Origin of the sequence: Peribacillus sp. NPDC058075, assembly GCF_042885195.1 — a bacterium.
In the GTDB taxonomy this organism is placed as follows: domain Bacteria; phylum Bacillota; class Bacilli; order Bacillales; family DSM-1321; genus Peribacillus.
This window is the reverse complement of the sequence record NZ_JBHVSL010000003.1, coordinates 281,534-306,232: the sequence shown is the minus strand read 5'-3', so window position 1 is coordinate 306,232 and position 24,699 is coordinate 281,534. Positions and strand designations below refer to the sequence as shown.

Below are 24,699 nucleotides of genomic sequence, written 5' to 3'. Positions count from 1 at the left end.
TACCATGATAAAAAAAGGTGAGCATACTATCTATAATGGGAAAGAGTATAGGTTTATTGAATCTGAAAGAGAAGGCTTTATAGAATTAATAAGCAATAATAAGGAAGATATTATTTATGGATTTATCCATTATAAAGATAATATTTATACAAAAGTTATTTCCTTAAATGAAGTAGAAAAGCTATACTTAATTCATTCTTTTGCAAAATATAAAGGAGAGTTGTTTGGAGCTTCTAATGGCGAGAATGGAAAAGTTCTTCTATCAACTCCTCATTTAAAACTGGCCGAAAAGTATGGATTTGAACGTACTGATAAATATCTTTATTCTAAAAATGTTAATTTAGATGAAGTTGAAATAATAGAAGAGCGAAAACCGTTTTCGTTAGATTAAACAAAAATGAAACAATCAAGAAATCTTTCGTAGTGATGCAGAAGGTCTAAGTGTATTCAAATTAAAAAAATAAGAATTAATCGAACGTGATACAAATGAACCTAAAGTGGGTTTATCAGATTATTTTATTTGGCATTAACTATGACGCGAGAATGGTTACTAGAAACGAATTAGATGGAGTAAAAGGACCTTAACATAAGTTGTTAAGGTCCTTTTATAATAATGACTGAAGGATTATAGCCTCCTTCAGAAAACCGAATAGGGGATATACGGGCTCCTCACCGCCACAGGCAAAGACATGTTCGGCCATCAACTGACCGAGGAACAGCGCCAGAACGGGCTGTTGATGGCACTTGGAATCGGCGGTGTGGCTGGTGCGGCAAAGGTCGCAGATAAAGTAGCAAGTGGAACAAAGTTCGTCCCTTACAGTAAGGAATTTGCGCAAAAGCAAGTTCAGTACGCAAAAGCTACAATAACAGGCATAGCGAGATCAGGAAAAACCACGTTAAAAAATATAGGTGAAGCAATAGGTAAAAAAGAAATCCCTAAACGGATAAGTATGGAACAAGTATCCCTCGCAGGAGGACCAACCCTTCGCCAATTTATGATGGAAAAGCAGACAATTAAGGAAACCTATCAGACATTCACTGTGAAGTATAGCAAAGTAGAGGGTGTTTCAGGAGAGAAGATTTCTAGGGGCATAGATCATGTTAAATCAGGAGATAAGAGTTCTCTTGCACCTGGTGGTGGACTGGCTATACATGAGTCAAGAGGTGGGCATTTGATTGAAAGACATGTTGGGAAAACTGATGAAGAATTATTAGAAAGAATAAGAAATAATCCAAGAATTACTGGTTCTTCTACTTTTATAGATAGGGCAACAGCTGAGAAAGTTGCTTATACTGTCTTAAACAATCCCAAAAATATTAAGAAAATACAAAAATGGCTTTCTGACCCTAATAGTAGACCTACATTACCATTAAGATACAAGGGTGATGGAGAGATAATTGGTAGAAGTGTATCAAGAAACTCCGAAGTTGCAGAGAATGTTACAAACGCAAAAATTGTACTTAAAAAGGATTTAAACGGCAATTTTATACTAACAGGATATCCAGAAAAATAAAGAAGCGAGGAATTTAAATGGATGAAAGTTATGATTACTTAGAAGAGTTAGAAGATTTTTTAGGTGGAACATTCCACCAGGATATTAGTTCGCCTGAACAAGCATTAGATGAGTTTATAAACGAAGCTAATAAAGAGTGTTTGCTTTTTACGGTAAAGTATTGTGACGAATTTTTAACTAGTAATAGAACAAAACAAGAAAAGGAAAACTATATTCGAACTAATGCTGAAATTTATTTTCCTGCAATTGGATTAACTCCTATACAGTGGCTTAATAAAGTCGTAGAACAAATAAAAGAAGCTGTGAACTCAAAATAGAATTTTTTTCCTAGAAAACTTTGGGTGGAAAATAAAAGGACCTTAACATAAGTTGTTAGGGTCCTTTTATTATAAATAATTGAAGGACTTTAGCCTCCTCCAGAAAACCGAAGCCGTCACCGGCAAAGACATGTTCGGCAACCAGCTAACCGAGGAACAGCGCCAGAACGGCCTGTTGATGGCACTCGGAATCGGCGGTGTGGCAGGTGCTGCCAAGGTCGCAGATAAAGTAGCGAGTGGTACAAAGTTCGTCCCTTACAGCAAGGAATTTGCGCAAAAGCAGGTTCAGTACGCAAAAGCATTCGGCCGGCAAATTGGTAATGTGGAAGTACCTCTTCGTATCAGGGTCGAAGAGGTAGCCACGGCGTATGGAAACAACTACAAGCATGTCACTTTTGATAAAACGACTATTAAGGATATAGTACAGAAGTTTGCGGTGAAGAGTGGTGGTGGTGGTAAGGGTGCGGATGTTAAGGGAACTGGGGCTATTAAAAGTGTGCAAAGAGGAAAATATGCAGATAGATTAGAATATTTATACAATAAATTTGGAAAGATGACAACAGCAGAATTACATAAAGAAATTAACACTCCAAAATTAAGGAGAATGGTAAAAGATTATAGTCCCTCAAAAGTTGCTCAAAATTGGCAGGGCTCATATCCGTATGTTGGTGTTGATGATTATGTAGATAAACTGTATAAAAAAGGGGATATTTTTTATGCTGGAGAGCCTTACCCAACAGGATACTTTACTACAAAAGAAGCTATCCTAAACGCTGGAAATAATTCGAAAACCATATTTGAAGGACTACAGGTTAAACCCTATTGGGAAAAGGGAATGCAAAAGGCGATTTATAGAAACAAAATGGGAGCTTATGAACTAAATGTTGATATTATAGGGGGGAATGGTATAGCTAAAAATAATCCTCAATTTGGAAAAGGTGGTATGGAACAAATTTTTATGGCCGACTTCAATGAATTATTACACAATAACTATATAAGGAGATTAAAAAATGAAGAAATTATTCTAAATAATTCTGAAATCTCCTTTGAAGAATATAGTAAAATAATGAATTCTATTAAATGAAAATGAGGTTTTTAATTTGAATGGATTAAATGGTGATATTTTAGTGAAAGGAAAAATACTTAATGGAAATACAAATAAACAGGATTTTTGTATAAATTTTCAAAATGAACTACTATCAAGCGATATATCTAATAATATGTTTGTTTTTAAGGACGCAATTATGTTAGATGGAATTTATTTTTGGGTTGTGGTTAACTTTCAAAATGATAGAGTTTCTCGTATTGAACTCGAGAATGCTGATGAAAATTTGAAAAATACTTATAATAATTGGGCTAATTATAAAGCTAAAAAAAAGAAAGAGATACATGATAAATGGGTAGAAGAGATATTACTTAAACCAGATATTAAAAAAGGAGACTCATTAATTTATAATAGAACTTGGGGAGAAGTCACTTCATTTGAAGATAAGAAAAGTGGACAAGTAGAGATCTGGATCAGTTATAAAAAATGATACATGAAACCGAATCTTGATAGAATAAAATAAAACCTTGAGTGGCTAAAGCCATTCAAGGTTTTTTTATGAAATGGGATGGAAAAATATCAAAAGATATTTATATATATTTTTATATTAAAGGAGAATAAACAAATGACACAACTGGAAGCGAAAGAAATAATAAGGCAAAAGAAAATAAAACGTTACAATTGGTTTAATGAACAGCTACAAAGAGAAAATGAGGTAGGAATTAGAGTTGATAGTGATCAATGGGTAGTATATGTAACTGATGAAAGGGCTAGCGTGGTTACAGGTTCTATTACAAAATTCAATAATGAAAGTGATGCTTTAGATAACTTTATAAAAAGATTAAGAAAAGAATAAATTGTTTTAGTCTCCAAGAATAGCTAATGATCGTTTAAGAGAGTTTACCCAGTGCTGAATATAAACAGCTTTCAAACCTAAACACCTACCTAAGGAACCCGTATAGAAGTTTCTTCAATTGTTTTACCGCACTTTCAAATGCTTGAAATTTTTTAATAATTATAATGGTCAAGATGCGGAATTTGTCCAATGGGGTAGTGGTAAAATGACACGAAATGAATATGAAAATAAAATAAATGAGTTAGGTATAGATTTGCAAGAATTTAATATTGTTATTGGAAGAGCAACTAATGTACCATTTTCAACAGGTTGTTACTTTGAAGATGGAAGTTGGATATTGTATGACGTGGATGAAAGACAAAACTCTTCAATTATCGAAAAGGGTAACGAGGATCGAATTTTCAAATTTTTATATATGATAACGATGGGGAAAATAGGGAAGTAGAATTATTAGAGATAATCCAATTGATTTGAAAACCAGACTACTTATCCAAAGCACCAAAACCATTGCATGCCGTGGTAATAGTTAAGATTATCGAAAAAGTAATCCGTATTTCTCTAGAATAAAATGAAACCTTGATTGGCTAAAGCCATTCGAGGTTTTTTATTAAAATGGACAGTTTTAAATCTTTGTATGATACCTACGATGGTTAGCAGGTAATTTGGAAATACGAACTGATTTTGCTCTTGTATTTAAATGGAAAGATATTATAGTGGTTGTAGTATAGGTGTTAGCATACATAAAAACAAAGTATTAATTTAATCAATCAAGTAGGACATATGTTAAGCAAGGTACTGAGAAATGGTACTTAAACAAAAAGTAGGTGGAATGAATGACAAGCAGAAGAATGGTAGACAGATGGGAAGACGATAGTAAAAGTTTTTTGAGATTTAATCTAAAAAAAAGAATGTTACCAAGTCTGTATGGCGGTATTGTTGGAGACTTGCTTGGTGTTCCAGTTGAATTTAAAAAAAGAGGGACTTTTGCTATTAATGATATAACGGGATATGGAACGTATAATCAGCCGCCAGGCACTTGGTCGGACGATACTTCATTAACTTTATGTTTAATTGAAAACTTAATTGAAGAAAGCGAATCAGCTGAGTTAATGCAAAAATTCGAATATATGGAATCTGGCTATTGGACACCACATCATGAAATGTTTGATATTGGAAGAACGACCAGTGAAGCCATAATCAAGTTTAAAAATGGAACGCCAGCGTCGGAATGTGGTGGAAACGCCATGTTTGATAATGGGAATGGGGCGTTGATGAGGATCGCTCCAGTAGCATTTATCCTCTTTAATAACTTTAATTTCATTGAAAAAATCCAAACCATTAAAAAATATACGGAAGTAACACATGCACATCCGCGTTCTGTGATAGGTTCCATTATTTATGTCGAGTTTTTACTTAGACTTTATTATAATAATTCTCCTGAAGTTTCAAAAAGGGAAGTAAAAGAACTTTTTGATGAGAATTTTGATAAAGATCATATATACCAAAAAGAGCTGCAATCCTATTCAAGGATTTTTGAGGAAGATTTCTTTTCATTACCACAAGAAGAAATTCAGTCAGATGGTTATGTCGTTCATACGTTAGAAGCAGCCATTTGGTGCTTAGGAAATTCAGATTCATTTAGCGAAGCCGTTTTAAAAGCAGTGAATCTAGGGGATGATACGGATACAGTAGGTGCCATAACAGGAACAATGGCAGGTATGTACTATAAAATGGACGACATTTCTAAAGAATGGCTTGAGAAAATTATAAGAAAAGAAGATATTGATAAGTTAATCGAGCAATTCCATAGTTTTTGTGCAGATAAAGCAATTAAAGAAGAGTATGGAGATTGATGTAAATCACCCATATAAACATAAAAAACCCCCTATAAAATCCATTATAGGGGGGGGGGTTATGACCAGAATCCAGTTTATGCTATGTTAAACGGGAAGCAGTTTGAATTTGGGTGATGGAAAATTAAATAATGGAGTGAGTGGAAAAATGATAAGAAAAGGTGAGTATACGATCTATAATGGGAAAGAGTATAGATTCATAGAATCTGATACAGTGGGAGCTATTGAATTAATAAGCAATGATAAAAAAGATATGGGCAATGGCTTTACTTATTATAAAAATAATATTTACACGAAAATAGTAGGCGTAAATGAAGTTAAAGAATTATATTCTATTAATCCCTATGCTGTATATAAGGAAGAGCTGTTTCCAGCATCAGAAGAAAGAAAAACTGGTAAAGTATTGTTGGTTACAACAAACACTGAACTTGCTAAAAAGATGGGGTTTGAACGAACAGATAAATATATGTACTCCAAATCTGTGGAACGGGATGAAGTGGAGTTAATTGAAGAGAGGAAACCTTATTCATTAGATTAATTTCCTAATTTCAAACGCAATTATTATTTGTTGCACTATATAGGAGAATAAAATGGATAATAAGAAAAAGCAGTTAATCAATCAAATAAAAGTTGTAATAAATAATCTTGAAAATGATTATTATAATGAAATTACTAACGGCGTTTTACAACTTATATATAAAAGATATAAGAATGCATTGGATGTAATGGAGAATAATAAAGATATAAGAGAATTAAATATAATTGGTGGCATAAGGGCTTATACGGATAGTTATAGTAACTATCAAAATCCATTATTAGAAGAATTACATAAAGCTGAAAAATTACATAAAGAAATATTGAATACTTGATAAATTTTGAAAATGGAGGAACCTATGATAAGAAAAGGAAAGTATGCAATGCATAATGGTAGCGAGTATAGTTTTAGTCTACTGGAAGATAAGTCTATAAGGTTAATAAGTCATAAAAAAGCTGATCTATCTCAAGACTTCAAATATTTAGATGAAAATATCTATATAAAAAATGTTTCTGTAGAAGAGGTAGAAAATTTATTTAAGATAAATTCAAGGGCAAAATATAAGGAAGAGCTGTTTCCAGCATCAGAAGAAAGAAAAACTGGTAAAGTATTGTTGGTTACAACAAACACTGAACTTGCTAAAAAGATGGGGTTTGAACGAACAGATAAATATATGTACTCCAAATCTGTGGAATGGGACGAAGTGGAGATAATCGAAGAGAGAGTGCCCTATTCGTTAGATTAATTTCCTCATTTAAAGCGCCTACATAAAGTAAAAGCGATTATTCCTTCAATAAGTGGGTATAAAGTATTGAGCGGTCTTTCATTTAATATCTAGCACTAAGTTTTCTTTATGTTGTATAAGGAGAATTTGGTGGGAGGTGATTAAATGAGGAAAGCCTATGGTATAAAAAGTTTAATGATTTACCTTGAGTCGGTAAATTATCCAATTACCGAAGAGGAAATCAATGATCTAATATTAAATAAAAAGATCCCCCATCTCAGACCCATTGATAATTTGCTGATTTTTAATTTAGATCATATGGATGGCTGGCTTAGTGATCAGCAATTCAAGCCTTAGTCAATTGAAGCCCTGCTTTAAGTGGGGCTTTGATGAATATGTTGTACAAAAAGAAAAGCTAGCCAAGGTGTTTCTTGAAAACCTTGGCTAGCTTTATGTTTAAAAAAGGCTCTTTTCGTAAAGATTGTTGTTTTTAAAACGAAACGATTTAAGGTTGATTGGAGCGGAAGTGCGAGACTCCTGCGGGAGCAGCGGGACAGGTGAGACCCCACAGGCGTTCACGCCGGAGGCTCACCGCCCGCCCCGTGGAAAGCGAGCATCTGGAGGGGAAATCAACCACACCGCATTATTTGGTAAATAGCAACAAAGTATGCAAAAACAGCCTTAAAAAAAGAGGGCCCTGCATATTAACGGCATACTAATGGTAACGAATCAGCACCAGTTGATTTGGTAACAACAGTATACTGCAGTTACCAAACCGGCCGAAGTTGCCTGAATTATAACAACTTAAGCAGAGCCTGTGCACCTGTTAGGATAAGCCCTATTATAAAACCGCAGACCGCTCCGTTCACACGAATCCATTGTAAATCTTTTCCTACACCATTTTCCATCATATCAATCAGCGTTTCGTTATCTAGCTTATCTAAATTTTCTTGTACAAGATTGCCGATATGCGTATGATTATTTTCAATGAGAACAGTAATTTGTTTCTGTATCCAATTATCGATGTGCGTGCTATTTTCTTTTATATTGTCCAGTACGTGCTGAATCATTGGAGTAAGATAAGTATCCATGAAATGTTCATCTTCGACGAAATCCAATGCTTCTTGTTGAATTTGTTGTAGACTTCCCTTTATTGTCGCCTCAGGCTCCCATTTTGTCAGAAGTTGATTTTTCCATTTTTCAACTCCTTCTAACAGTTCCGGGTTATGGTTAATGCCTTGTATCTCTTTCCTGATATATAAGATTAAAGCCTCTCTATTTGGTTCTTTCTCGTTTTGTAAATTACTTACGACACTTAATAACAGGTTTTGTATGATATTCCCAAGTTTCTCTTCGTTAAGTAGGCTTTGAATGGATTTAACGGCAAACTGAAGCATACCTTCCAGTTCAATCTTGCTTAGTACATCCATGGAAACAGTGCCAAGTCGGTGACTGGTTTGTTTTTTTCCTAACCAATCTTCTGCTTTTTTCAAAACATGATCCAAAGCCTTCTTATCAAACTCTTCGTTAAGTAACTGTGAAGTTACTAAATGTAGAATCTTGCTCATGTCTACGTTAGAAAGTGATGCTTTCATTTTTTTTGCAACGAAAGGTGTAATCTTTTCTATATCTATATAACCAATCATTTGCTTGATTAGTTTAATCAGGACTTTTCTAAACGTATCACTTTGAATCTCTTTTACTAAAATAGGGATCAATTTTTCAGTAAAAGGAATATGTTTTACTTTGTCCTGAATACTTTCCTTAGAAAGCCAGTCGTTTTTTAACATCGAAACAAGTGCATTTGTCATTCTTTTACGATTGTTGGGCAACAGCGCTGTATGGGGGATTGGTAATCCAAGCGGATGGCGGAATAATGCAGTGACTGCAAACCAATCTGCCAATCCGCCGACTAAACCAGCCTCAAACCCTCCATGTAATAAATCTAAAGCCAATGAACCTTGAAATGGAGTGGTTGCAATATAACCCGCCCCCATGATAATTAGTGAATATCTAGCTATTTTTCTTGAAGATTTTATTTTTGGTGACATTATATTCCCTCATCCTTAAATGATAGTCAATTACTATAACCCGAATCATTAGTAAATTTTATAACTTACTTTCATCTAGTAGTATAGCAGGTAGTTCAAAAAAATAACCACAACAAGGCAGTAAGTTCATTAATTTTGGGCATTGAATATTTGTTATGTTCCCTTGAATGTTCCATATTCAGATGGTTAATGCATAAAAAAAGCCGATTCATTCAATCGGCTCAATTCACTAATTTAATTAAGGAGTCAAAAAGCTTTCCGGATTATTTGTTGAACCTATTATGATGCGTCTGTTTTTATCGAATTATTTGTCCCTGCATTTTTTTTATCTTTCATACGACTGAAAATAAAGGCCAGAACGGAGCCTGATATATTATGCCAAACACTGAAGATGGCGCTAGGAACAGCGGCCAAAGGCGAGAAGTGGGCTGTTGCTATCGCTACACCTAATCCAGAGTTCTGCATACCAACCTCCATTGCGACAGCTTTCTGTTTCGCTAAATCCATCCCGCATAAACGAGCAAAGAAAAAGCCGAGAAGAAAACCAAGAACATTATGAAGAACGACGACTGCAAAAATCAGCAAACCTGTTTTAGCCAGCTGCGCCTGGCTGCCAGCTACTACGGCAGATACGATCAGAACGATGGAAATGACAGATACTAGAGGTAAAGCCTTTGCACCGGCCTCTGCTTGTTTGCCGAAAAACTTTTTAACAATGAATCCAAGCAGCAGTGGGATGATCACCACTTGAATGATCGAAATGAATAATGACCCAATACTGATATTGACCCATTTACTTGCCAAGAGCAGAATAAGCAGGGGAGTTACGATAGGCGCTAGAATAGTGGAAACAGAAGCAATGGCAACTGCAAGCGCAACATTTCCTCTCGCAAGAAACACCATGACATTTGAAGCTGTTCCACTAGGGCAGCATCCAACCAAAATAACACCAACGGCCACTTCTTTGGGCAAATCGAACCCTATTGCTAATACAAATGCCAATAAGGGCATAATGATAAAATGTCCTAGTGCCACTTCTTTCGGACGTCGGAAAACTTCTTTAAAATCCGATGCTGATAATGTAAGGCCCATGCCAAACATGACAATTCCTAATAATGGAACAATATAGGCTCCAATCCATATAAAATGATTAGGTAAGATATACGCAATAACGGCAAATATAATGACCCATAAGGTAAACGTTTTACCAGCAAATCCGCTGATTTTCTCTACTACTCCCATAGTGACCCTCCTAGATGTTTTAAAATAAAACAATTATAGTTTATATTCAGAATTTTTAAAACCCTTTTGAGCAATAAAAAATATCAATACGTTTTCTATCAGCCTTTTTGGTAGTTTCATGATGGAGAGTCATATTGAAATAAATTCTGTTCGCTTTTTTACTTTATCTTTTAATAAAAAATAAGAGGGTGCTGTATATTAGTGGCAAACTAGTTTATAAGGATCTGGAGATTGAATTAGTATTTGTTGTTTTACAGGATTGAATATTGCTATTGTATGTTTAGCCAGGTTTATAAAAGAAGTGGAGATGTGGTTTCTTTGATACATATATTAATTGCGGATGATGACCGGCATATTCGGGAGTTGCTGAAATTTCACTTGGAAAAGGAAGGGTACATGGTAACGGAAGCGAAGGACGGGAATGAAGCTTCCTTGCTACTGGAGAAGGAACGGGTCCAGCTGGCTGTTGTCGATATTATGATGCCGTATAAAAACGGACTGGATCTTTGTAAGGAAATCCGGGATCAATATGATCTGCCCGTCATTTTATTGACAGCTAAAGATCAACTTATCGATAAGGAAAAGGGGTATTTTGCGGGTACTGATGATTATCTCGTAAAGCCATTTGAGCCAAGGGAACTTCTATTTCGGATAAAAGCGCTATTGCGAAGGTACCGTATGGTGAATTCTGAATCCATCTCATTGAATCAAACGGTGATTGACCGTAAAAGTTACGAAGTGCGAATAAAGGGGAATACGCTGCTCCTGCCGCTTAAGGAATTTGAGCTGCTGGCTCAGCTGGGAAGTTTTCCTGATCAGGTCTTTACGCGTGATCAGCTTATTGAACTGGTGTGGGGTGCTGATTTTGAAGGGGATGATCGAACGGTTGATGTCCATATTAAACGGTTGAGGGAACGTTTTGCCGGGCGGACCGAAGATTTTGTCATAACGACTGTCCGTGGCTTAGGTTATAAACTGGAGGTCAACAAGAAGTGAAAACACTTTATTTCAGGATAGTTATTCAAACCATTTTGATCATGGTGCTTGCCAGTGTCATTGCTTTTTTAATTTCCAATGTCTATTATCATCAGGTTCAAAAACCCTACAATGGTGAGAAGATAAGCAAAGTCGCAAGTGAGATCGTTTCCTTATATGAGGAGAATCCTGATCAGGATATTGATGCGTATTTAAATCATATTGCAGGTTTGCACTATCAAATGTATCTATTTAATGAGCAGGGTGAAGGAACGTTATATGGCGAGCCGTTTCGGGACACGAGTTTAGATCGCGACACGATTTCAGGAGTTTTGAATGGGAATACCTATCAAGGGATCGCCAATTATAATAATGGGCTATTCATTACCGGTTTTTTTGAGGATGTATTAATTAATAGCATTGGGGTCCCGATGGACGTGAATGGCGAAAAACATGCATTGTTTGTAAGGCCGAATATAGAGCTGCAGTTTGGTGAATTTCGCTTTTTCCTTGCCGTTTTGCTCGTACTGACGCTACTTCTCAGTTTTTTATTTGTGATCATTAATACGCGTTTTATCGTTAAGCCGATTACGAAATTAACGGAAGCTACAAAAAGAATCGCCGATGGGGATTATAGTAGTGAATTGAATGTCTCCCGAAGCGATGAAATCGGGGATTTGGCACAGCACTTCTCGAAAATGACTCAAAGCATACAGCGCTTAGATGATATGAGGCAGGAGTTCGTATCGAATGTATCTCATGAAATTCAATCTCCGCTTGCATCCATCCAAGGTTTTTCTCAAACCCTTCAATCGGAGGAATTAACAAAAGAACAAAGAAATCAGTACTTGTCCATCATTGAAAAAGAAAGCAGGCGCATGTCGTCGTTAAGCAAACAGCTGCTCATGCTTGCTTCGTTGGATAAAGAAGAAGATCCGCTGCAACGGTCCAATTTTGATTTAGCGCTGCAAATCCGGCAAGTGTTGTTCATGCTGGAATGGAATTGGCGGGAAAAAGATATGGTGATCGAAATGGATTTGCCGTCAACCGTCATTTCTGCAGATGAGAAACTATTAAATCAAGTTTGGACGAATTTGATAACCAATAGCATTAAATACTCGGAAAGCGGCAGTTCGATTAATATTCGGATTAAAAGTATTGGCAGTACTGTTGAAGTGATGATCGCGGATACGGGCATGGGAATTCCAGAAGAAGACCTCCCTTATATCCTTGATCGCTTTTATAAAGTAGACAAAGTGAGGAAGAGGAGTGAAACAGGCAGCGGATTAGGACTTTCGATTACGAAGAAGACGGTTGATCTTCATGGGGGAACGATTGAAGTTCAAAGCGAACTTGGTAAAGGGACCACTTTTTATATACGGCTGCCCCTTATGTAATCAGTTGTTCATCTTCCATTCATATTGATTGTTTACAATCGAGTCATACCGAATCAAGTAGGGCTTGATAGGTAAAAAAGGAATGGGAGATGAAATAATGTTTTTGGCAATACGTGAAATAAAGCATTCAAAGTTACGTTACCTGCTGATTGGACTGATCATGGTATTGGTCGCTTTGCTTGTCTTTATCATTTCAGGATTAGCTAATGGACTTTCTTCGGATAATACTTCATCCATACAAAACATGAAGGCCGACTATTTCGTAATGGAGCATGACTCCAAAAATAAATTGAACCGATCGATCATATCCATGGAAAAGCTGGATGAAATCCGGGCTTCTGCGGATGTTAAAGCAGCCGAAGGTCTGGGGCAAATGATGATCACATTCAATAAAATCGGATCATCGGAGAAAACGGATGTCACCATTTTTGCGACCGATGCCAGTGGTATTTTAGCACCGAAGGTCATTGAAGGAACGAATTATGACAATGAGAAACAAGGTGAAGTCGTAGCAGATCGTTCTTTAAAAGAAGTGGGTTATAAATTGGGTGATTCACTTAAAGATGACCTATCAGGTAAGGTTTTCACCATTGTTGGTTTTACTGAAAAGCAGTCTTATAGCCATTCACCTGCAGTTTACATGAATGTTAAGGGATGGCAGGAGATTAATCCTGGATTGAAAAATCAGAAGAATTCAATCAGCACGATAGCCGTGCAAATGGATTCGAAGGCAGAAGAAAATGTACGTAAATCATTGCCTGAAGGCTTAACGCTCATTTCGAAAGAAGAATCCCTTCAGAGTATTCCAGGGTTCAAAGAGGAACAAGGTACATTGACGATGATGATTGCCTTCTTGTTTGTGATTGCTGCATTCGTTTTGGCTGTCTTCTTTTATGTGATTACCTTGCAGAAGACGAATCAATTTGGAGTCCTTAAAGCACTCGGGGCCAATACAGGCTATCTGGCAAAAAGTATCGTTGGTCAAGTCATGCTGCTTGCCGTGATATGCATAGCCATCAGTGTTGCACTGACATATGTCGTCACTTTAATCATGCCAGAAGGAATGCCATTCGAATTGAGTGCCGACTTGGTCATTAAATACTCCGTGTTACTTTTGGTTGTAGCCATATTGGGTTCGCTGCTATCACTATACCGAGTAGCGAAGATAGACGCAATCGAAGCAATAGGGAGGGTATCCTGATGGGGAATAAACTATTATTTGAAAACGTTAGTAAGATTTATGGGGAAGGCGTTAATAAGGTGACAGCCCTTGAAAATATTTCCCTTAATGTGAGAGCGGGAGAATTCGTCGCAATCGTGGGTCCTTCAGGCTCAGGAAAAAGTACTTTTCTTTCAATAGCGGGTGCGTTACTATCTCCGAGCGAAGGTCGCATACTGCTGAATGATGAAGATATTACAACACTATCCCCAAAGGAATTGACTAGAGTTCGCCTTGAAAAGATCGGATTTGTATTCCAATCATCGAATCTTGTGCCATATCTCACCGTACGAGATCAGCTTCTGCTACTTTCTGAACTGATTGGCAAGCGAGATAAAAAAACTGTGAAAAAAGCGGACGAATTGCTTAGCCACCTTGGACTTGGACATCGGGCAGATCACCTCCCAGAAGCACTGTCGGGCGGTGAGCGGCAGCGTGTAGCCATCGCCCGTTCGCTAATGAATGATCCAGAAATCATTTTAGCGGATGAACCGACCGCAAGTCTTGATTCCAAAAGAGGCAGGGTTGTTGTTGAAATGCTTGCACATGAGGTGAAATCAAGAAATAAAGCGGCCATCATGGTAACCCACGATGAAAGAATGTTAGATTTATGTGATCGAGTGGTCAATATTACGGATGGCAAGGTATTTGGATGAAGTTATACGTAAATGGCCGTCGCCTCTCCAAAGGAATTGGGAGTGGCGACGGCCTGAATTGCTTGAATGGGAACCTGGTTAATCGACAGTAAGCCGTTGGAATACAGTCGTTACTTTATATAAACGATTTGCATTATGTATAATATTTTGCTTGTATCCCAGATGGTTATCTTCGGATTAATCATGTTTTTTTATTTGGCTGTTTTCGCATACTTAGTTGCTATTTACTGCTATTTACCAAGTAGTGCGGTGTGGTTGATTTCCCCTCCAGATGCTCGCTTTCCGCGGGGCGGGCGGTGAGCCTCCTCGGCGTAAACGCCTGTGGGGTCTCACCTGTCCCGATGCTCCCGCAGGAGTCTCGCACTTCCGCTCCAATCAACCTTACAACCTTAAATCGTTTTGTTTTAAAAACAACAATCTTTACGAAAAGAGCCTTTTATTTTAAAGAACAAACAGTGATAGGTTGCTTTCACACCTGATTCATTTCGGTAGTCTGTGTCGTATATGCTGATTAACTCTCGAAAAAAGGATGGGCGCTGGCAGTAGTTTTCTTGGTTGCTGTTAGCAGCACCAATCTTTTTAATGGAAGTGAAAAATTCACGTACTGTCTGAAAGTACTCCAGTTCAAGCTTTTCTATTTTTGTAACCTCGATTGGAACTGCTGATGAATAGGGCATTGCTGCTTCACAAATCTGGGATAATTCTTCCAGAGTGTAAAACATTTGGCCTGGTGAACTATCCATGGAAAGTTGAAGCTTTTCCTTTGCATGTTCATATGAGCTATGAAGCTCTTGAAAGGTATCGATTCCGAACGTTGAAAATATCAGGCTTCCTTCAGGCGTTAATCGTGTACACAGTTTTTCAAGGGTTGCAGGAAGATCATTCAGCCATTGAAACGTTGCATTGGAAATAATCAAGTCGTAATTTTCATTAAGCGCCATTTCTTCAATATCCGTACATAAAAATGTAACACGGTCTTCCTTTGTCATTCCTTTCGCCACTTCAACCATTCCTGGTGCAATATCAACAGCCGTAATGACGGCATTAGGGAATGTTTGGATGAGTAACCTGGTTAAGTAACCGGTGCCGCAGCCAATTTCAAGAATATTGATTTTATGATTGGTGTTTTTTTGAGGAAGCAAATCCACTAATTGTTTTGCCATGTTTTTTTGAACATTGGCATACGCATCATATGTTTTCGCGTGTTCACTGAACCGCTTGCTTAACAATCGTTTATCTATCATGAACGTACTCCTTTTGAATAAATGTTTTTTATATGCTCCATACATTCCTGTGGTTTTGTGAAAAATGGAATATGACCAGCACCTTCAATAATATGAAGCTCGGCTTTCCCACCAAGATTTTCTTTAATGAAGGAGGAGGCTTCAAGTGGACAAATTTTGTCTTCCTTCCCATGAAGCAATATAAAAGGGGCTTCAATCCGGTCGAGTCTTGCTCTAGCATCTTTCTGAAGTAAATAATCCAAACCAATCAGAAGCGAAAACACATCATCTCCTTGAAACTCGCGTTGAATTGTCTTGATGAATTGATGATAAAAACCTGCTTCTTTTTCAGCATCGGAAAACATTGCTTCATAGAAGGAAGTCAAAGTCTTCTCTTTATTGCGCTGCAGTTGTTTTTTCATGCGCTCGACCATTCGCGGATCCCAGCCAAATGAATAATTTTCTCCTGTGGTGAACCGACTTGTTGCACCAAAAAGGATAAAACCTTTTATTTTTTCCCGAAACGAACTTGAATATTCAAGTGATACTAGTGATCCTAATGACCAGCTCAGTAAATAAACAGGACCATCGAGGGAAGTGATTGTGTCTATGACACGTTCTTCAAAGTCATTTAGTGCCTTCATATCTCTCCAATCTATAAATGAAAGGTAAAAAAGTTCTGACAGCGGTTGGATTAAGGGTTGAAACGCCTCTTTTTCCATTCCCCAGCCAGGAAGCACGACTAAATTCGGCTGTTTCATTTAACAACACCCATTTCCTTTCCAATGATTGAAATCTTTTCAACTGCCCAATCAAGATCTTTCTTATCGTGGAGAGCAGTTACGGTAAACCGGATTCTCGCTTCATTTTCAGGAACGGTCGGCGGCCTGACAGCAACAGCCGCAATTCCTTCTTTCTGCAAACATGCAGCAAATTCCATCGCTTTTTCGTTTTCGCCGATGACGATAGGAACAATTTGTGATTGGCTTCCGCAAATATTAAACCCGTAATATGTGAGTTCTTGTCTAAAGTGTTCTGAGTGTGTTTGGAGCAGTGAGCGGCGTTCTGGTTCTTGCTGTACAAGTTCAATCGCTGTTTTTATAGCACCGAGTATGGCCGGGGGGAGTGCAGTTGAATAGATGAATCCGCGCATGCGATTTTTTAAATAGTCGATGAGCCATTTTTTCCCGACAACATAGGCCCCGAATGAACCGAGCGCTTTACTGAATGTTCCCATTTGGATATCTATTTTATTTTGAAGATGGAGGTGACCGGCATAGCCTTCACCGTTTTTACCGTAGATGCCGCTTCCATGTGCTTCATCTGTCATTAACAGTGCGTTATAACGTTCCTTTAACCGAACAAGGTCTTCAAGAAAAGCGAAGTCACCATCCATACTGAAGACCGTATCCGTCACGATTAATTTACGTGCTTCAATCGGTGATTTTTTCAAAAATGCTTCTAAATGATCTAAATCATTATGACGATAGCGCATATGCTTTGCACGGCTTAAAAGAGCTCCATCGACAATGCTTGCATGATTCAATTTATCGCTATAAATAATATCGTTACGGGACAGAAGGGTGGAGATTATTCCAAGGTTTGCGTTATATCCACTGTTGATGATGAGTCCTGCTTCGGCTTTCTTCCAATCGACAAGAGCTTGTTCCGCCTGCTCGTAAAGAGGATGATTGCCAACAATTAAACGTGAAGCCGTTGCTCCTGCACCATATGTATGTACTGCATCAACCATAGCCTTTTTCAGCCGTTCATCTCCTGCATATCCTAAATAGTTATTAGAAGCTAGATTAAGCATCCTGCACCCGTTGATCGTAAGCCAAGGCTGCTCGGCACATACAGTTGATACGAGCTCACGCTTTTGCGAAATCTCTTCTAAATGAGCCAGTTCATTTTTTATTTTTTCTTCCCAACAAGGTAATCGTTTTTCACTGTGCATGGCCATTCTCCTTTTTATATGTCAACTAAAATTAATATAGGTTAACATATAAAACATTCTAATTCTGACTCAATGAAACTGTCAAGCTTTGAAAAGATGCATGAGAATAAATTAATCATCCGTTAATCTCTGAGAAATCAAGGGAAAAAGCTGGCTGTTTATTATGATCCAAGCCAGGAACATTTAAGGAGAAACGGTCAGCGGAGTTGTTAAGCTAGTGTATAAAAAAGCTTAATGAAAATTGGTGCCTTTATGCATTAAGCTCGTTCATTGAAGATAATCTAACTTGCAAGGTAGTCTTTTTGTTAAACCTTCAAATCTTTGAAGGATTAAATGGAATTCCATGTTACTATAGAGCAGTGAAATTTAACAGAATTCACATTAACCATTACATAAAGGAAGGGTATAAATATGAAAAAGATTTCTTTGGATGTTTTCTTTATATTAATAGGAGCTTTTATTTTCGCTTTGGCAATAAATCTTTTCGTCATTCCCAATGAGCTTGGTGAGGGAGGGGTCACGGGGATAACCATCATTTTGTTTTATCTTTTTGAATGGTCACCAGGGCTGTTAAGTTTAATCATTAACGCTGTCCTGCTCATTGTCGGTTATAAATTTTTGTCGAAAATAACAACGGTATATACAATCGTAGCCGTTGCATTTAATTCACTTTTCCTTCATTTAACCGAAAGTTGGACGATTTCTTCAGATGAATTGGTCATTAATGCGATATTTGGCGGGGTTTTTGCCGGTGCCGGAATTGGCATGATCATCCGTGTTGGGGGCACTACTGCCGGTACGACGATCCTGGCGCGAATTACGAATAAGTATTTGGGATGGAGCTTAAGCTATGGACTTCTGTTTTTCGATTTAATCGTTGCGTTCTCATCTTATTTCATCATTGGTGCAGAAGGCCTGATGCTCACTATCCTTATGCTTTATATTGGTACAAAAACGATGGAATTCATCATTGAGGGATTGAACCCGAAAAAAGCAATTACCATCATTTCAAATGAAGCGGACCAGATTGCAAAACAAGTAACCGAATTGATGGATCGGGGCGTCACTGTTTTTAGTGGGCATGGATACTATACAAAAGCATCCAAGGATATTTTATATATCGTTATAAGTAAGCAAGAGGTACTAAAGTTAAAGAGAATAGTGCAGTCAACGGATAGCAATGCTTTTATAGCCATACATGACGTTCGGGACGTATTTGGTGAAGGGTTCCTGGATATCTCTAAGTCCTGATGGTAATAAGGTATAAACGTAATGAAAAGGCCTAATTAGGCTTTTTTATTTTGTAATGCAAAAAATCTGTAAATTCCGAATAATTTGTTATATTATGTAAGTAAGAAACCACACACCCTGAGGAGTGCAGCCATTAAATGTGGAGGTGTCCAAGATGATCCTTTTAAAAGTGGATGACAGAAAGTTTGGGAAAAGCAATATCAAGTACAGTATCGTTGATAAGGAAACGAATGAATTGATCATTAGCGGTGTGTTTAAGGAATTTGGACAAGCAAGCGATAAATATTATGAATTGAAGGATGAATACGGTCCTTCCAATGTGAAAATGATATTGAAGTGAAAAGAGGGGGACCGTCGGGTTTCCCTTTTTTCGTATAATGCCAGGAATGAAAATGGCCCGTACGATAAATAATCGGATAAAGGAATAATCAAAGCTTTCTGAATCATATAATTAGATTAAGAGAGTTCCTAACATCCTTTTTTTACAATATACTACAATTTTATTGTAAAGTATGGAATTTGGTGGTAATATAAAGCGCATAAATGTAAACGTTTGCAATGAATTTTGTGAGGAGGTGATGTAAAAGAAGTACGCTAGACTATCAATTTTATAGAATGAATGGCTTTTATTTTACTAATTTTATGCAAACGTTTTCTTAGAATTGCATGAATATTATGAGAAAAAGGGAGAGTGGGTAGGCATGAGGCGTAAAAAATGGTACGGGGGAATTCTGACTGTTTTATTGATTTTTAGTGTGATTTTGGCTGGATGCTCTTCTTCAACTGGCGGAAACAGCGACTCAAAGGATGTCGTGACGCTTGATATATTTCAATTCAAGGTAGAATTCAAGTCGCAATTCGAGACATTGGCAAAACAATATGAAAAAGAAAATCCAAATGTGAAGATCAAGGTATCGACAGTCGGCGGCGGAAATGATTATAAATCTGCCATAACAGCAAAGTTCGCTTCAGGTGAGGAGCCAGCGGTTTTTAACATTGGCGGACCGGTAGATGTCGCACAATATAAAGATAGATTAACAGATTTAAAGGACACGAAGGCTGCTGCTGCAGCGCTTGACGGTACTTTGGATGGTGTGGAAGAGGACGGGCAAGTCCTTGGACTTCCATTTAACCAGGAAGGATACGGCTTGATTTATAACAAACGAATCTTTAAAGAAGCCGGAATTAACCCTGATGAAATTACAAGTTATGAAGCCTTAGAGGCGGCAGTTAAGAAAATCGATTCACAAAAAGACAAATTGAAGATCGAAGCAGTTTTCGCATATCCGGTAAAAGAGAAGTGGGTGACAGGAAACCATTTATCCAATGTATTCTTATCACCGGAGTTTGATGGGAATGTGTTAGAAGCAAGTAAGGCACCAACGGTTAAATTCACGGATGGTGACAAGTTTAAACAATTGGTCGATATCCAAAATAAGTATTCCGTTCAGCCGACAGCGAGTCTTGATTATTCCCAACAAGTGGAGGAGCTGTTCTCTCTTGAAAAGGTTGCAATCATTCAACAAGGTAACTGGGTGTATAACACAGTCTATGATATGGACCCTGAGTTAGCTGAAAAGGGAATTGGCATCATCCCGATTCCTAATGGAGACAATGCAGGCATGCCGGTCGGCGTACCGAACTATTGGGCAGTGAACAAGAAATCGGATGAAAAGGTACAAGAAGCAGCGAAGAAGTTCCTCGACTGGATGTATACATCCGAAGCAGGGAAAAAAGCCGTTTTGGAAGACTTCAAATTCATTCCTGCTTATGAAGGATATGATGTAGAAAAAATCGCCGATCCAATTTCAAAAGAAATTTATAAATACTCCCAAGAAGGAAATACGATTGGATGGGTGTTTAATGGATATCCGGTCGGTTGGAATGATGATCTTGGTGCAAGTGTCCAAAAATACGTAACTGGTAAATTGACTTGGGAGGAACTTGTCCAACAGAACATTGAAAATTGGGAGAAGATTCATAGTAAATAAGTGTTGGGAAATGCAAGTGACCAATCGGCATGAAAAATGTGTCGATTGGTTGTTCCTTATTATAGAAAAGCCTTAAGGGGATTTGCCTCAACAAGGGATTCATCAAATAACACAGTCATGATCTAAATCCATTAACTATTATATCATTTCAAGGAGGTCGGTTTCGTTGAGAAATCGGGATGCCGCATATTGGCTGTTTTTGACACCTGTTCTTGCTGCACTCATTTTGGTTGTGATCGTGCCGCTCATCTACGGATTTTATTATTCCTTTACGAACTGGAACGGTTTAGGGACTCCGGATTTCATTGGTCTTAAGAATTATATAGACTTGTTTACCGATAAAGGGTTCCTTGATACATTTTGGTTCACCATTAAATTTTCCGTAGCGGCAATTGTGGTAATCAATATCATCGGATTAAGTTTGGCCCTCATCGTGACTTCGAAAATTAAATCAAGCAACATATTGCGGACGGTTTTCTTTATGCCCAATTTAATTGGCGGCTTGATTCTCGGCTTTATTTGGCAGTTCATTTTTATTAAGGTCTTCGGTGCGATTGGTGATTTGACTGGGATCGAAGCATTTAATGGGTGGTTATCAACGACTGATACAGGTTTTTGGGGATTGATCATTTTAACGTCTTGGCAGATGGCCGGATATATCATGATCATTTATATTGCCTATCTGCAGGCTGTTCCTGAAGACTTGATAGAAGCAGCAAAAATTGACGGAGCGAACAGCTTCCAGCGTTTTCGCCATATAACATTTCCACTAGTGGCACCTGCTTTTACCGTCAGTTTGTTTTTGACGCTTTCCCACTCGTTCAAGATCTATGATCAAAACCTTTCTTTGACGAATGGAGCTCCCTATAATTCAACTGAAATGGTTGCGATGAACATTGTAAAATCCGCCTTCACCGAAAACGATATGGCATATGCACAGGCAAAAGCCGTTATCTTTTTCGTAATCGTGGCGGTCGTTTCGCTGACACAAGTCTATATCAATAAAAAACGGGAGGTTGAGCTGTAATGAGGGGAAAATGGAAATTGTGGCTGGTTGGATTCATCGGATTCATTTTGGCCATATTATGGCTCACTCCGTTTTATTTAATGCTTGTCAATGCTTTTAAAATGAAACGGGATATATTTGCCGATACACTGGGACTGCCTGAGACCTGGACATTCGAAAACTTCACTCAAGCTTTCGAGCAATTGGATTTCCTTCGGACTTTATTCAATTCTTTATTGATATCGGGCGTCAGTGTAGTCATCATCATCATCTTTTCTGCGATGGCCGCATACGCTCTTTCCCGAAACAAAAGTAAAATAAGTTCCCTGCTTTTCTTTGTGTTTGTAGCCGCAATGCTGATCCCGTTTCAGTCTGTGATGATACCGCTCGTTGCCCAATTTGGACAGCTGGGGATGTTGAACAAGGCCGGACTGATTTTCATGTATTTAGGTTTTGGCTGCAGTCTTTCCATATTCCTTTATCATGGTACTTTAAAAGGGATTCCCCTCTCACTTGATGAGGCAGCAAAGATTGATGGTGCAAACCGCTTTCAAGTATTTTGGTATATCATATTTCCATTATTAAAACCGATGTCCATTACAGTTGGGATTTTAAATGTCATTTGGATATGGAACGACTATTTGCTGCCATCCCTTGTTATTGGCGGCGCAGGGTCGGAGACCATCCCACTTAAATTATTCTTCTTTTTCGGTCAATATACGAAGCAATGGCATCTTGCCTTGGCTGGACTTACTTTATCCATCATTCCAGTCATCATTGCGTACTTTTTTGCTCAGAGGCAAATTATCAAAGGAATTGCAGATGGAGCCGTTAAATAACTATTTAAATATAGGGAATATTAAACCATGTGCGGTGAACGGGGAGTGTTGATGAATTTGTCTGTTACTATAAAAGACGTTGCCAAAAAAGCAAATGTCGCTCCATCAACGGTATCGCGTGTAATCCATAACAGCCCGACAATCAGTGAAAAGACAAAGCGTAAAGTACGCAAGGTATTAAAGGAAATGGGCTATCATATGAATGAAAATGCCCGGAACTTAGTCACGAAGTCAACTAAGGCCATAGGGATCGTCATGAAAAGTTCGGCAAGAGAATCACTTTATAATCCCTTTTTTCCAGAAGTGATCCGAGGAATCGGGGATTTCTGTAATAAAGAAGGGTACAGTCTTTCCCTGACAACCGGCGAGACGGAGGATGCCATCTTTGAGGATGTCGTGAAAATGGTTCAGGGCAGAAGAGTGGATGGCATGATTGTTTTGTACTCTAAAAAGGACGATAAAGTGGTGCCATATTTATTAAAGCAGGGTTTCCCGTTCGTTGTGATCGGGAAGCCAAGTACGAACATGAGCGGAATCACGTTCATTGATAACGATAATGTTCAAGCGGCCAGGGAAGTATCAGAGTTTGTAATAAGTCTTGGACATGAGAGAATCGCCTTTTTAGGGGGCAGTCCCGAGTTTGAGGTGATCCAGGACCGCTTGACAGGTTTTCAACAAGCGATGGAACAGGCCGGGCACGATGTGCGACAGGAATATATCAAATTGATTCCTTTAAATCGAACGGATGGAATAAAGGCCATTGACGAATTGCTGGAATTGAAAGAGGCACCAACCGCATTTTTGGTTATGGATCTTTTATTGGGTGTTCTCTTGCTTGGAGTGTTAGCTGAAAAGAATTTAAAAGTGCCACAGCAAATTAGCGTCGTCTGCTTTAACCACTCAGAATTCATAGAATTTTTAAGTACACCGCTGACAACGGTTGATATCCACACGTATCAGTTAGGGTATGAGGCGGCAAAATGTGTGTTCGATTTAATTGCAAATCCGGAAATGATGGAAAAGAGTATCAGTATTCCTACCAAAATCATAAAGCGGGAGTCACATTTTGTTGCCGAAAAGGAAATTAAATGAAAAATGTAGAAATGTTTTTCTAATTAAAGCTTGATTTTTGCTAACATAAATTTACAATATAGATTATCACTATTATTTTTGAAAATTCATACTTACTGAAGTCAATTAGTATGTTCTTATATTTTGAGACACACCGAACGCAAACGTTTGCGTTATGGATAAAGAGGTATAGTTTAACATACAAAGCAAGTTGCCTTGAAATGAATCTTGAATGGAGGAGGGTGTTCATGAGAGTCCTGGTTTGGAATGAGTTTCGTCACGAGAGAACAAAGCCTGAAGTAGCAAAAATATATCCGGATGGTATCCATGGTGCAATTGCAGGCTTTTTACAAAGTGAGCAGGTCGAGGTGAGGACGGCTACTCTCGATGAAAAAGAGCATGGATTAACCGAAGAAGCATTGGAACGAACCGATGTACTACTTTGGTGGGGGCATGTTGCACATGATGAAGTTCAGGATGAAATCATTGCAAGGGTTCACAAGCGGGTACTCGAGGGCATGGGTCTCATCGTCCTCCATTCCGGTCATTTTTCAAAAATCTTCAAACGGCTTATGGGCACGACTTGCGATTTGAAATGGCGGGTCGCAGATGAAAAGGAACGGCTTTGGGTTGTCGATCCCAGTCATCCTATTGTTGATGGAATCGGAGAATATATAGAGCTTCAAAAGGAAGAGATGTACGGGGAACATTTTGATATTCCTGCACCAGATCAATTAATATTCGTCAGTTGGTTTGAAGGCGGGGAAATATTCAGAAGCGGTTGCACATATCAACGGGGAAAAGGGAAGATTTTCTATTTCCGTCCAGGGCATGAAACATATCCTACTTTCCATAATCCGGAGATTCAACGAGTAATTAAGAATGCCGTTGATTGGGTCAAGCCGGAATTTGGAGTCGTAACGAACTATGGGAAAGCCGAGCCGTTGGAATCCATCTCAGGCAAAGAGTTGAAGTGA

At 38.1% G+C, this 24,699-nt stretch carries 28 protein-coding genes; 23 read left to right on the top strand and 5 right to left on the bottom strand.

What is annotated here, in order from left to right; translation table 11 throughout:
- Nucleotides 1-4: 4 nt before the first annotated feature.
- The 12 genes from ACFVS1_RS22240 to ACFVS1_RS22185 all read left to right on the top strand — a co-directional run bounded on the left by ACFVS1_RS22240 (nucleotide 5) and on the right by ACFVS1_RS22185 (nucleotide 7,201).
- Nucleotides 5-391: a type 2 periplasmic-binding domain-containing protein gene (locus tag ACFVS1_RS22240; protein WP_352925173.1), complete on the top strand. Its 387-nt coding sequence runs from the start codon at nucleotides 5-7 to the stop codon at nucleotides 389-391.
- A 346-nt stretch (nucleotides 392-737) separates the two neighbouring features.
- Complete coding sequence (locus ACFVS1_RS22235) at nucleotides 738-1,514, top strand: RNase A-like domain-containing protein (protein WP_387550526.1); 777 nt, start codon at nucleotides 738-740, stop codon at nucleotides 1,512-1,514.
- A 17-nt stretch (nucleotides 1,515-1,531) separates the two neighbouring features.
- Complete coding sequence (locus ACFVS1_RS22230; RefSeq protein ID WP_387550523.1) at nucleotides 1,532-1,831, top strand: contact-dependent growth inhibition system immunity protein; 300 nt, start codon at nucleotides 1,532-1,534, stop codon at nucleotides 1,829-1,831.
- A gap of 178 nt (nucleotides 1,832-2,009) precedes the next feature.
- On the top strand, nucleotides 2,010-2,915 hold the full coding sequence (locus ACFVS1_RS22225; RefSeq protein ID WP_387550520.1) for a hypothetical protein: 906 nt from the start codon (nucleotides 2,010-2,012) through the stop codon (nucleotides 2,913-2,915).
- 16 nt (nucleotides 2,916-2,931) lie between these two features.
- On the top strand, nucleotides 2,932-3,366 hold the full coding sequence (locus tag ACFVS1_RS22220) for a hypothetical protein (protein ID WP_387550517.1): 435 nt from the start codon (nucleotides 2,932-2,934) through the stop codon (nucleotides 3,364-3,366).
- 135 nt (nucleotides 3,367-3,501) lie between these two features.
- Nucleotides 3,502-3,732: an Imm59 family immunity protein gene (locus tag ACFVS1_RS22215; protein ID WP_387550514.1), complete on the top strand. Its 231-nt coding sequence runs from the start codon at nucleotides 3,502-3,504 to the stop codon at nucleotides 3,730-3,732.
- A gap of 205 nt (nucleotides 3,733-3,937) precedes the next feature.
- Nucleotides 3,938-4,177 (top strand): hypothetical protein, encoded by a 240-nt coding sequence (locus ACFVS1_RS22210; RefSeq protein ID WP_387550511.1) that lies wholly within the window; start codon nucleotides 3,938-3,940, stop codon nucleotides 4,175-4,177.
- Nucleotides 4,178-4,565: 388 nt separating this feature from the next.
- Nucleotides 4,566-5,585, top strand: coding sequence for an ADP-ribosylglycohydrolase family protein (locus ACFVS1_RS22205; protein ID WP_387550508.1), 1,020 nt, complete (start codon nucleotides 4,566-4,568; stop codon nucleotides 5,583-5,585).
- Nucleotides 5,586-5,694: 109 nt separating this feature from the next.
- Nucleotides 5,695-6,123 (top strand): hypothetical protein, encoded by a 429-nt coding sequence (locus ACFVS1_RS22200; protein WP_387550505.1) that lies wholly within the window; start codon nucleotides 5,695-5,697, stop codon nucleotides 6,121-6,123.
- Between the two features lie 52 nt (nucleotides 6,124-6,175).
- Entirely contained in the window at nucleotides 6,176-6,454 is a 279-nt protein-coding gene (locus ACFVS1_RS22195) for a hypothetical protein (protein ID WP_387550502.1), read from the top strand.
- 24 nt (nucleotides 6,455-6,478) lie between these two features.
- Nucleotides 6,479-6,865, top strand: coding sequence for a hypothetical protein (locus ACFVS1_RS22190; RefSeq protein ID WP_387550499.1), 387 nt, complete (start codon nucleotides 6,479-6,481; stop codon nucleotides 6,863-6,865).
- A 144-nt stretch (nucleotides 6,866-7,009) separates the two neighbouring features.
- Complete coding sequence (locus ACFVS1_RS22185; RefSeq protein ID WP_352925165.1) at nucleotides 7,010-7,201, top strand: hypothetical protein; 192 nt, start codon at nucleotides 7,010-7,012, stop codon at nucleotides 7,199-7,201.
- A 437-nt stretch (nucleotides 7,202-7,638) separates the two neighbouring features.
- Here ACFVS1_RS22185 and ACFVS1_RS22180 read toward each other — a convergent pair whose 3' ends face one another.
- Both ACFVS1_RS22180 and ACFVS1_RS22175 read right to left on the bottom strand, forming a co-directional pair.
- On the bottom strand, nucleotides 7,639-8,895 hold the full coding sequence (locus ACFVS1_RS22180) for a DUF445 domain-containing protein (protein WP_387550496.1): 1,257 nt from the start codon (nucleotides 8,893-8,895) through the stop codon (nucleotides 7,639-7,641).
- Nucleotides 8,896-9,174: 279 nt separating this feature from the next.
- A complete protein-coding gene (locus tag ACFVS1_RS22175; RefSeq protein ID WP_387550494.1) occupies nucleotides 9,175-10,137 on the bottom strand; it encodes a bile acid:sodium symporter family protein in 963 nt (320 codons plus the stop codon).
- 318 nt (nucleotides 10,138-10,455) lie between these two features.
- Here ACFVS1_RS22175 and ACFVS1_RS22170 point away from each other — a divergent pair, with 318 nt between their 5' ends.
- From ACFVS1_RS22170 to ACFVS1_RS22155, 4 genes are all read left to right on the top strand, one after another.
- Nucleotides 10,456-11,133 (top strand): response regulator transcription factor, encoded by a 678-nt coding sequence (locus tag ACFVS1_RS22170; RefSeq protein WP_387550491.1) that lies wholly within the window; start codon nucleotides 10,456-10,458, stop codon nucleotides 11,131-11,133.
- Nucleotides 11,130-12,509: a sensor histidine kinase gene (locus ACFVS1_RS22165; protein WP_352925158.1), complete on the top strand. Its 1,380-nt coding sequence runs from the start codon at nucleotides 11,130-11,132 to the stop codon at nucleotides 12,507-12,509. The genes ACFVS1_RS22170 and ACFVS1_RS22165 overlap by 4 nt, the downstream gene beginning before the upstream one ends.
- Before the next feature lie 97 nt (nucleotides 12,510-12,606).
- Complete coding sequence (locus ACFVS1_RS22160) at nucleotides 12,607-13,710, top strand: ABC transporter permease (RefSeq protein ID WP_387550488.1); 1,104 nt, start codon at nucleotides 12,607-12,609, stop codon at nucleotides 13,708-13,710.
- Nucleotides 13,710-14,384: an ABC transporter ATP-binding protein gene (locus ACFVS1_RS22155; RefSeq protein ID WP_352925154.1), complete on the top strand. Its 675-nt coding sequence runs from the start codon at nucleotides 13,710-13,712 to the stop codon at nucleotides 14,382-14,384. Before ACFVS1_RS22160 ends, ACFVS1_RS22155 begins: the two co-directional genes overlap by 1 nt.
- Before the next feature lie 404 nt (nucleotides 14,385-14,788).
- Here the strand turns inward: ACFVS1_RS22155 and bioC are convergent, their stop codons facing one another.
- Genes bioC through bioF form a run of 3 tightly spaced genes read right to left on the bottom strand, consistent with a single transcriptional unit; the run spans nucleotide 14,789 to nucleotide 17,564 of the window.
- Nucleotides 14,789-15,628, bottom strand: coding sequence for a malonyl-ACP O-methyltransferase BioC (gene bioC / locus ACFVS1_RS22150; RefSeq protein ID WP_387550486.1), 840 nt, complete (start codon nucleotides 15,626-15,628; stop codon nucleotides 14,789-14,791).
- Complete coding sequence (locus tag ACFVS1_RS22145; protein WP_387550483.1) at nucleotides 15,625-16,368, bottom strand: alpha/beta fold hydrolase; 744 nt, start codon at nucleotides 16,366-16,368, stop codon at nucleotides 15,625-15,627. Before ACFVS1_RS22145 ends, bioC begins: the two co-directional genes overlap by 4 nt.
- Entirely contained in the window at nucleotides 16,365-17,564 is a 1,200-nt protein-coding gene (bioF, locus tag ACFVS1_RS22140; protein WP_387550480.1) for an 8-amino-7-oxononanoate synthase, read from the bottom strand. Before bioF ends, ACFVS1_RS22145 begins: the two co-directional genes overlap by 4 nt.
- Before the next feature lie 411 nt (nucleotides 17,565-17,975).
- On the opposite strand from bioF, the gene ACFVS1_RS22135 reads away from it, so the two are divergent.
- The 7 genes from ACFVS1_RS22135 to ACFVS1_RS22105 all read left to right on the top strand — a co-directional run bounded on the left by ACFVS1_RS22135 (nucleotide 17,976) and on the right by ACFVS1_RS22105 (nucleotide 24,699).
- Nucleotides 17,976-18,815 (top strand): YitT family protein, encoded by an 840-nt coding sequence (locus ACFVS1_RS22135; RefSeq protein ID WP_387550477.1) that lies wholly within the window; start codon nucleotides 17,976-17,978, stop codon nucleotides 18,813-18,815.
- 154 nt (nucleotides 18,816-18,969) lie between these two features.
- Entirely contained in the window at nucleotides 18,970-19,155 is a 186-nt protein-coding gene (locus ACFVS1_RS22130) for a hypothetical protein (protein ID WP_309078962.1), read from the top strand.
- A gap of 361 nt (nucleotides 19,156-19,516) precedes the next feature.
- Complete coding sequence (locus ACFVS1_RS22125; protein ID WP_352925146.1) at nucleotides 19,517-20,806, top strand: ABC transporter substrate-binding protein; 1,290 nt, start codon at nucleotides 19,517-19,519, stop codon at nucleotides 20,804-20,806.
- 166 nt (nucleotides 20,807-20,972) lie between these two features.
- Nucleotides 20,973-21,833 carry a carbohydrate ABC transporter permease gene (locus tag ACFVS1_RS22120; protein ID WP_241590091.1) on the top strand — a complete coding sequence of 287 codons (861 nt, stop codon included), beginning with the start codon at nucleotides 20,973-20,975 and terminating at the stop codon, nucleotides 21,831-21,833.
- A complete protein-coding gene (locus ACFVS1_RS22115; protein ID WP_352925144.1) occupies nucleotides 21,833-22,651 on the top strand; it encodes a carbohydrate ABC transporter permease in 819 nt (272 codons plus the stop codon). Before ACFVS1_RS22120 ends, ACFVS1_RS22115 begins: the two co-directional genes overlap by 1 nt.
- A gap of 57 nt (nucleotides 22,652-22,708) precedes the next feature.
- Nucleotides 22,709-23,743, top strand: a complete 1,035-nt coding sequence (locus tag ACFVS1_RS22110; RefSeq protein WP_387550684.1) for a LacI family DNA-binding transcriptional regulator — start codon at nucleotides 22,709-22,711, stop codon at nucleotides 23,741-23,743.
- Between the two features lie 227 nt (nucleotides 23,744-23,970).
- Nucleotides 23,971-24,699: a ThuA domain-containing protein gene (locus tag ACFVS1_RS22105; protein WP_387550472.1), complete on the top strand. Its 729-nt coding sequence runs from the start codon at nucleotides 23,971-23,973 to the stop codon at nucleotides 24,697-24,699.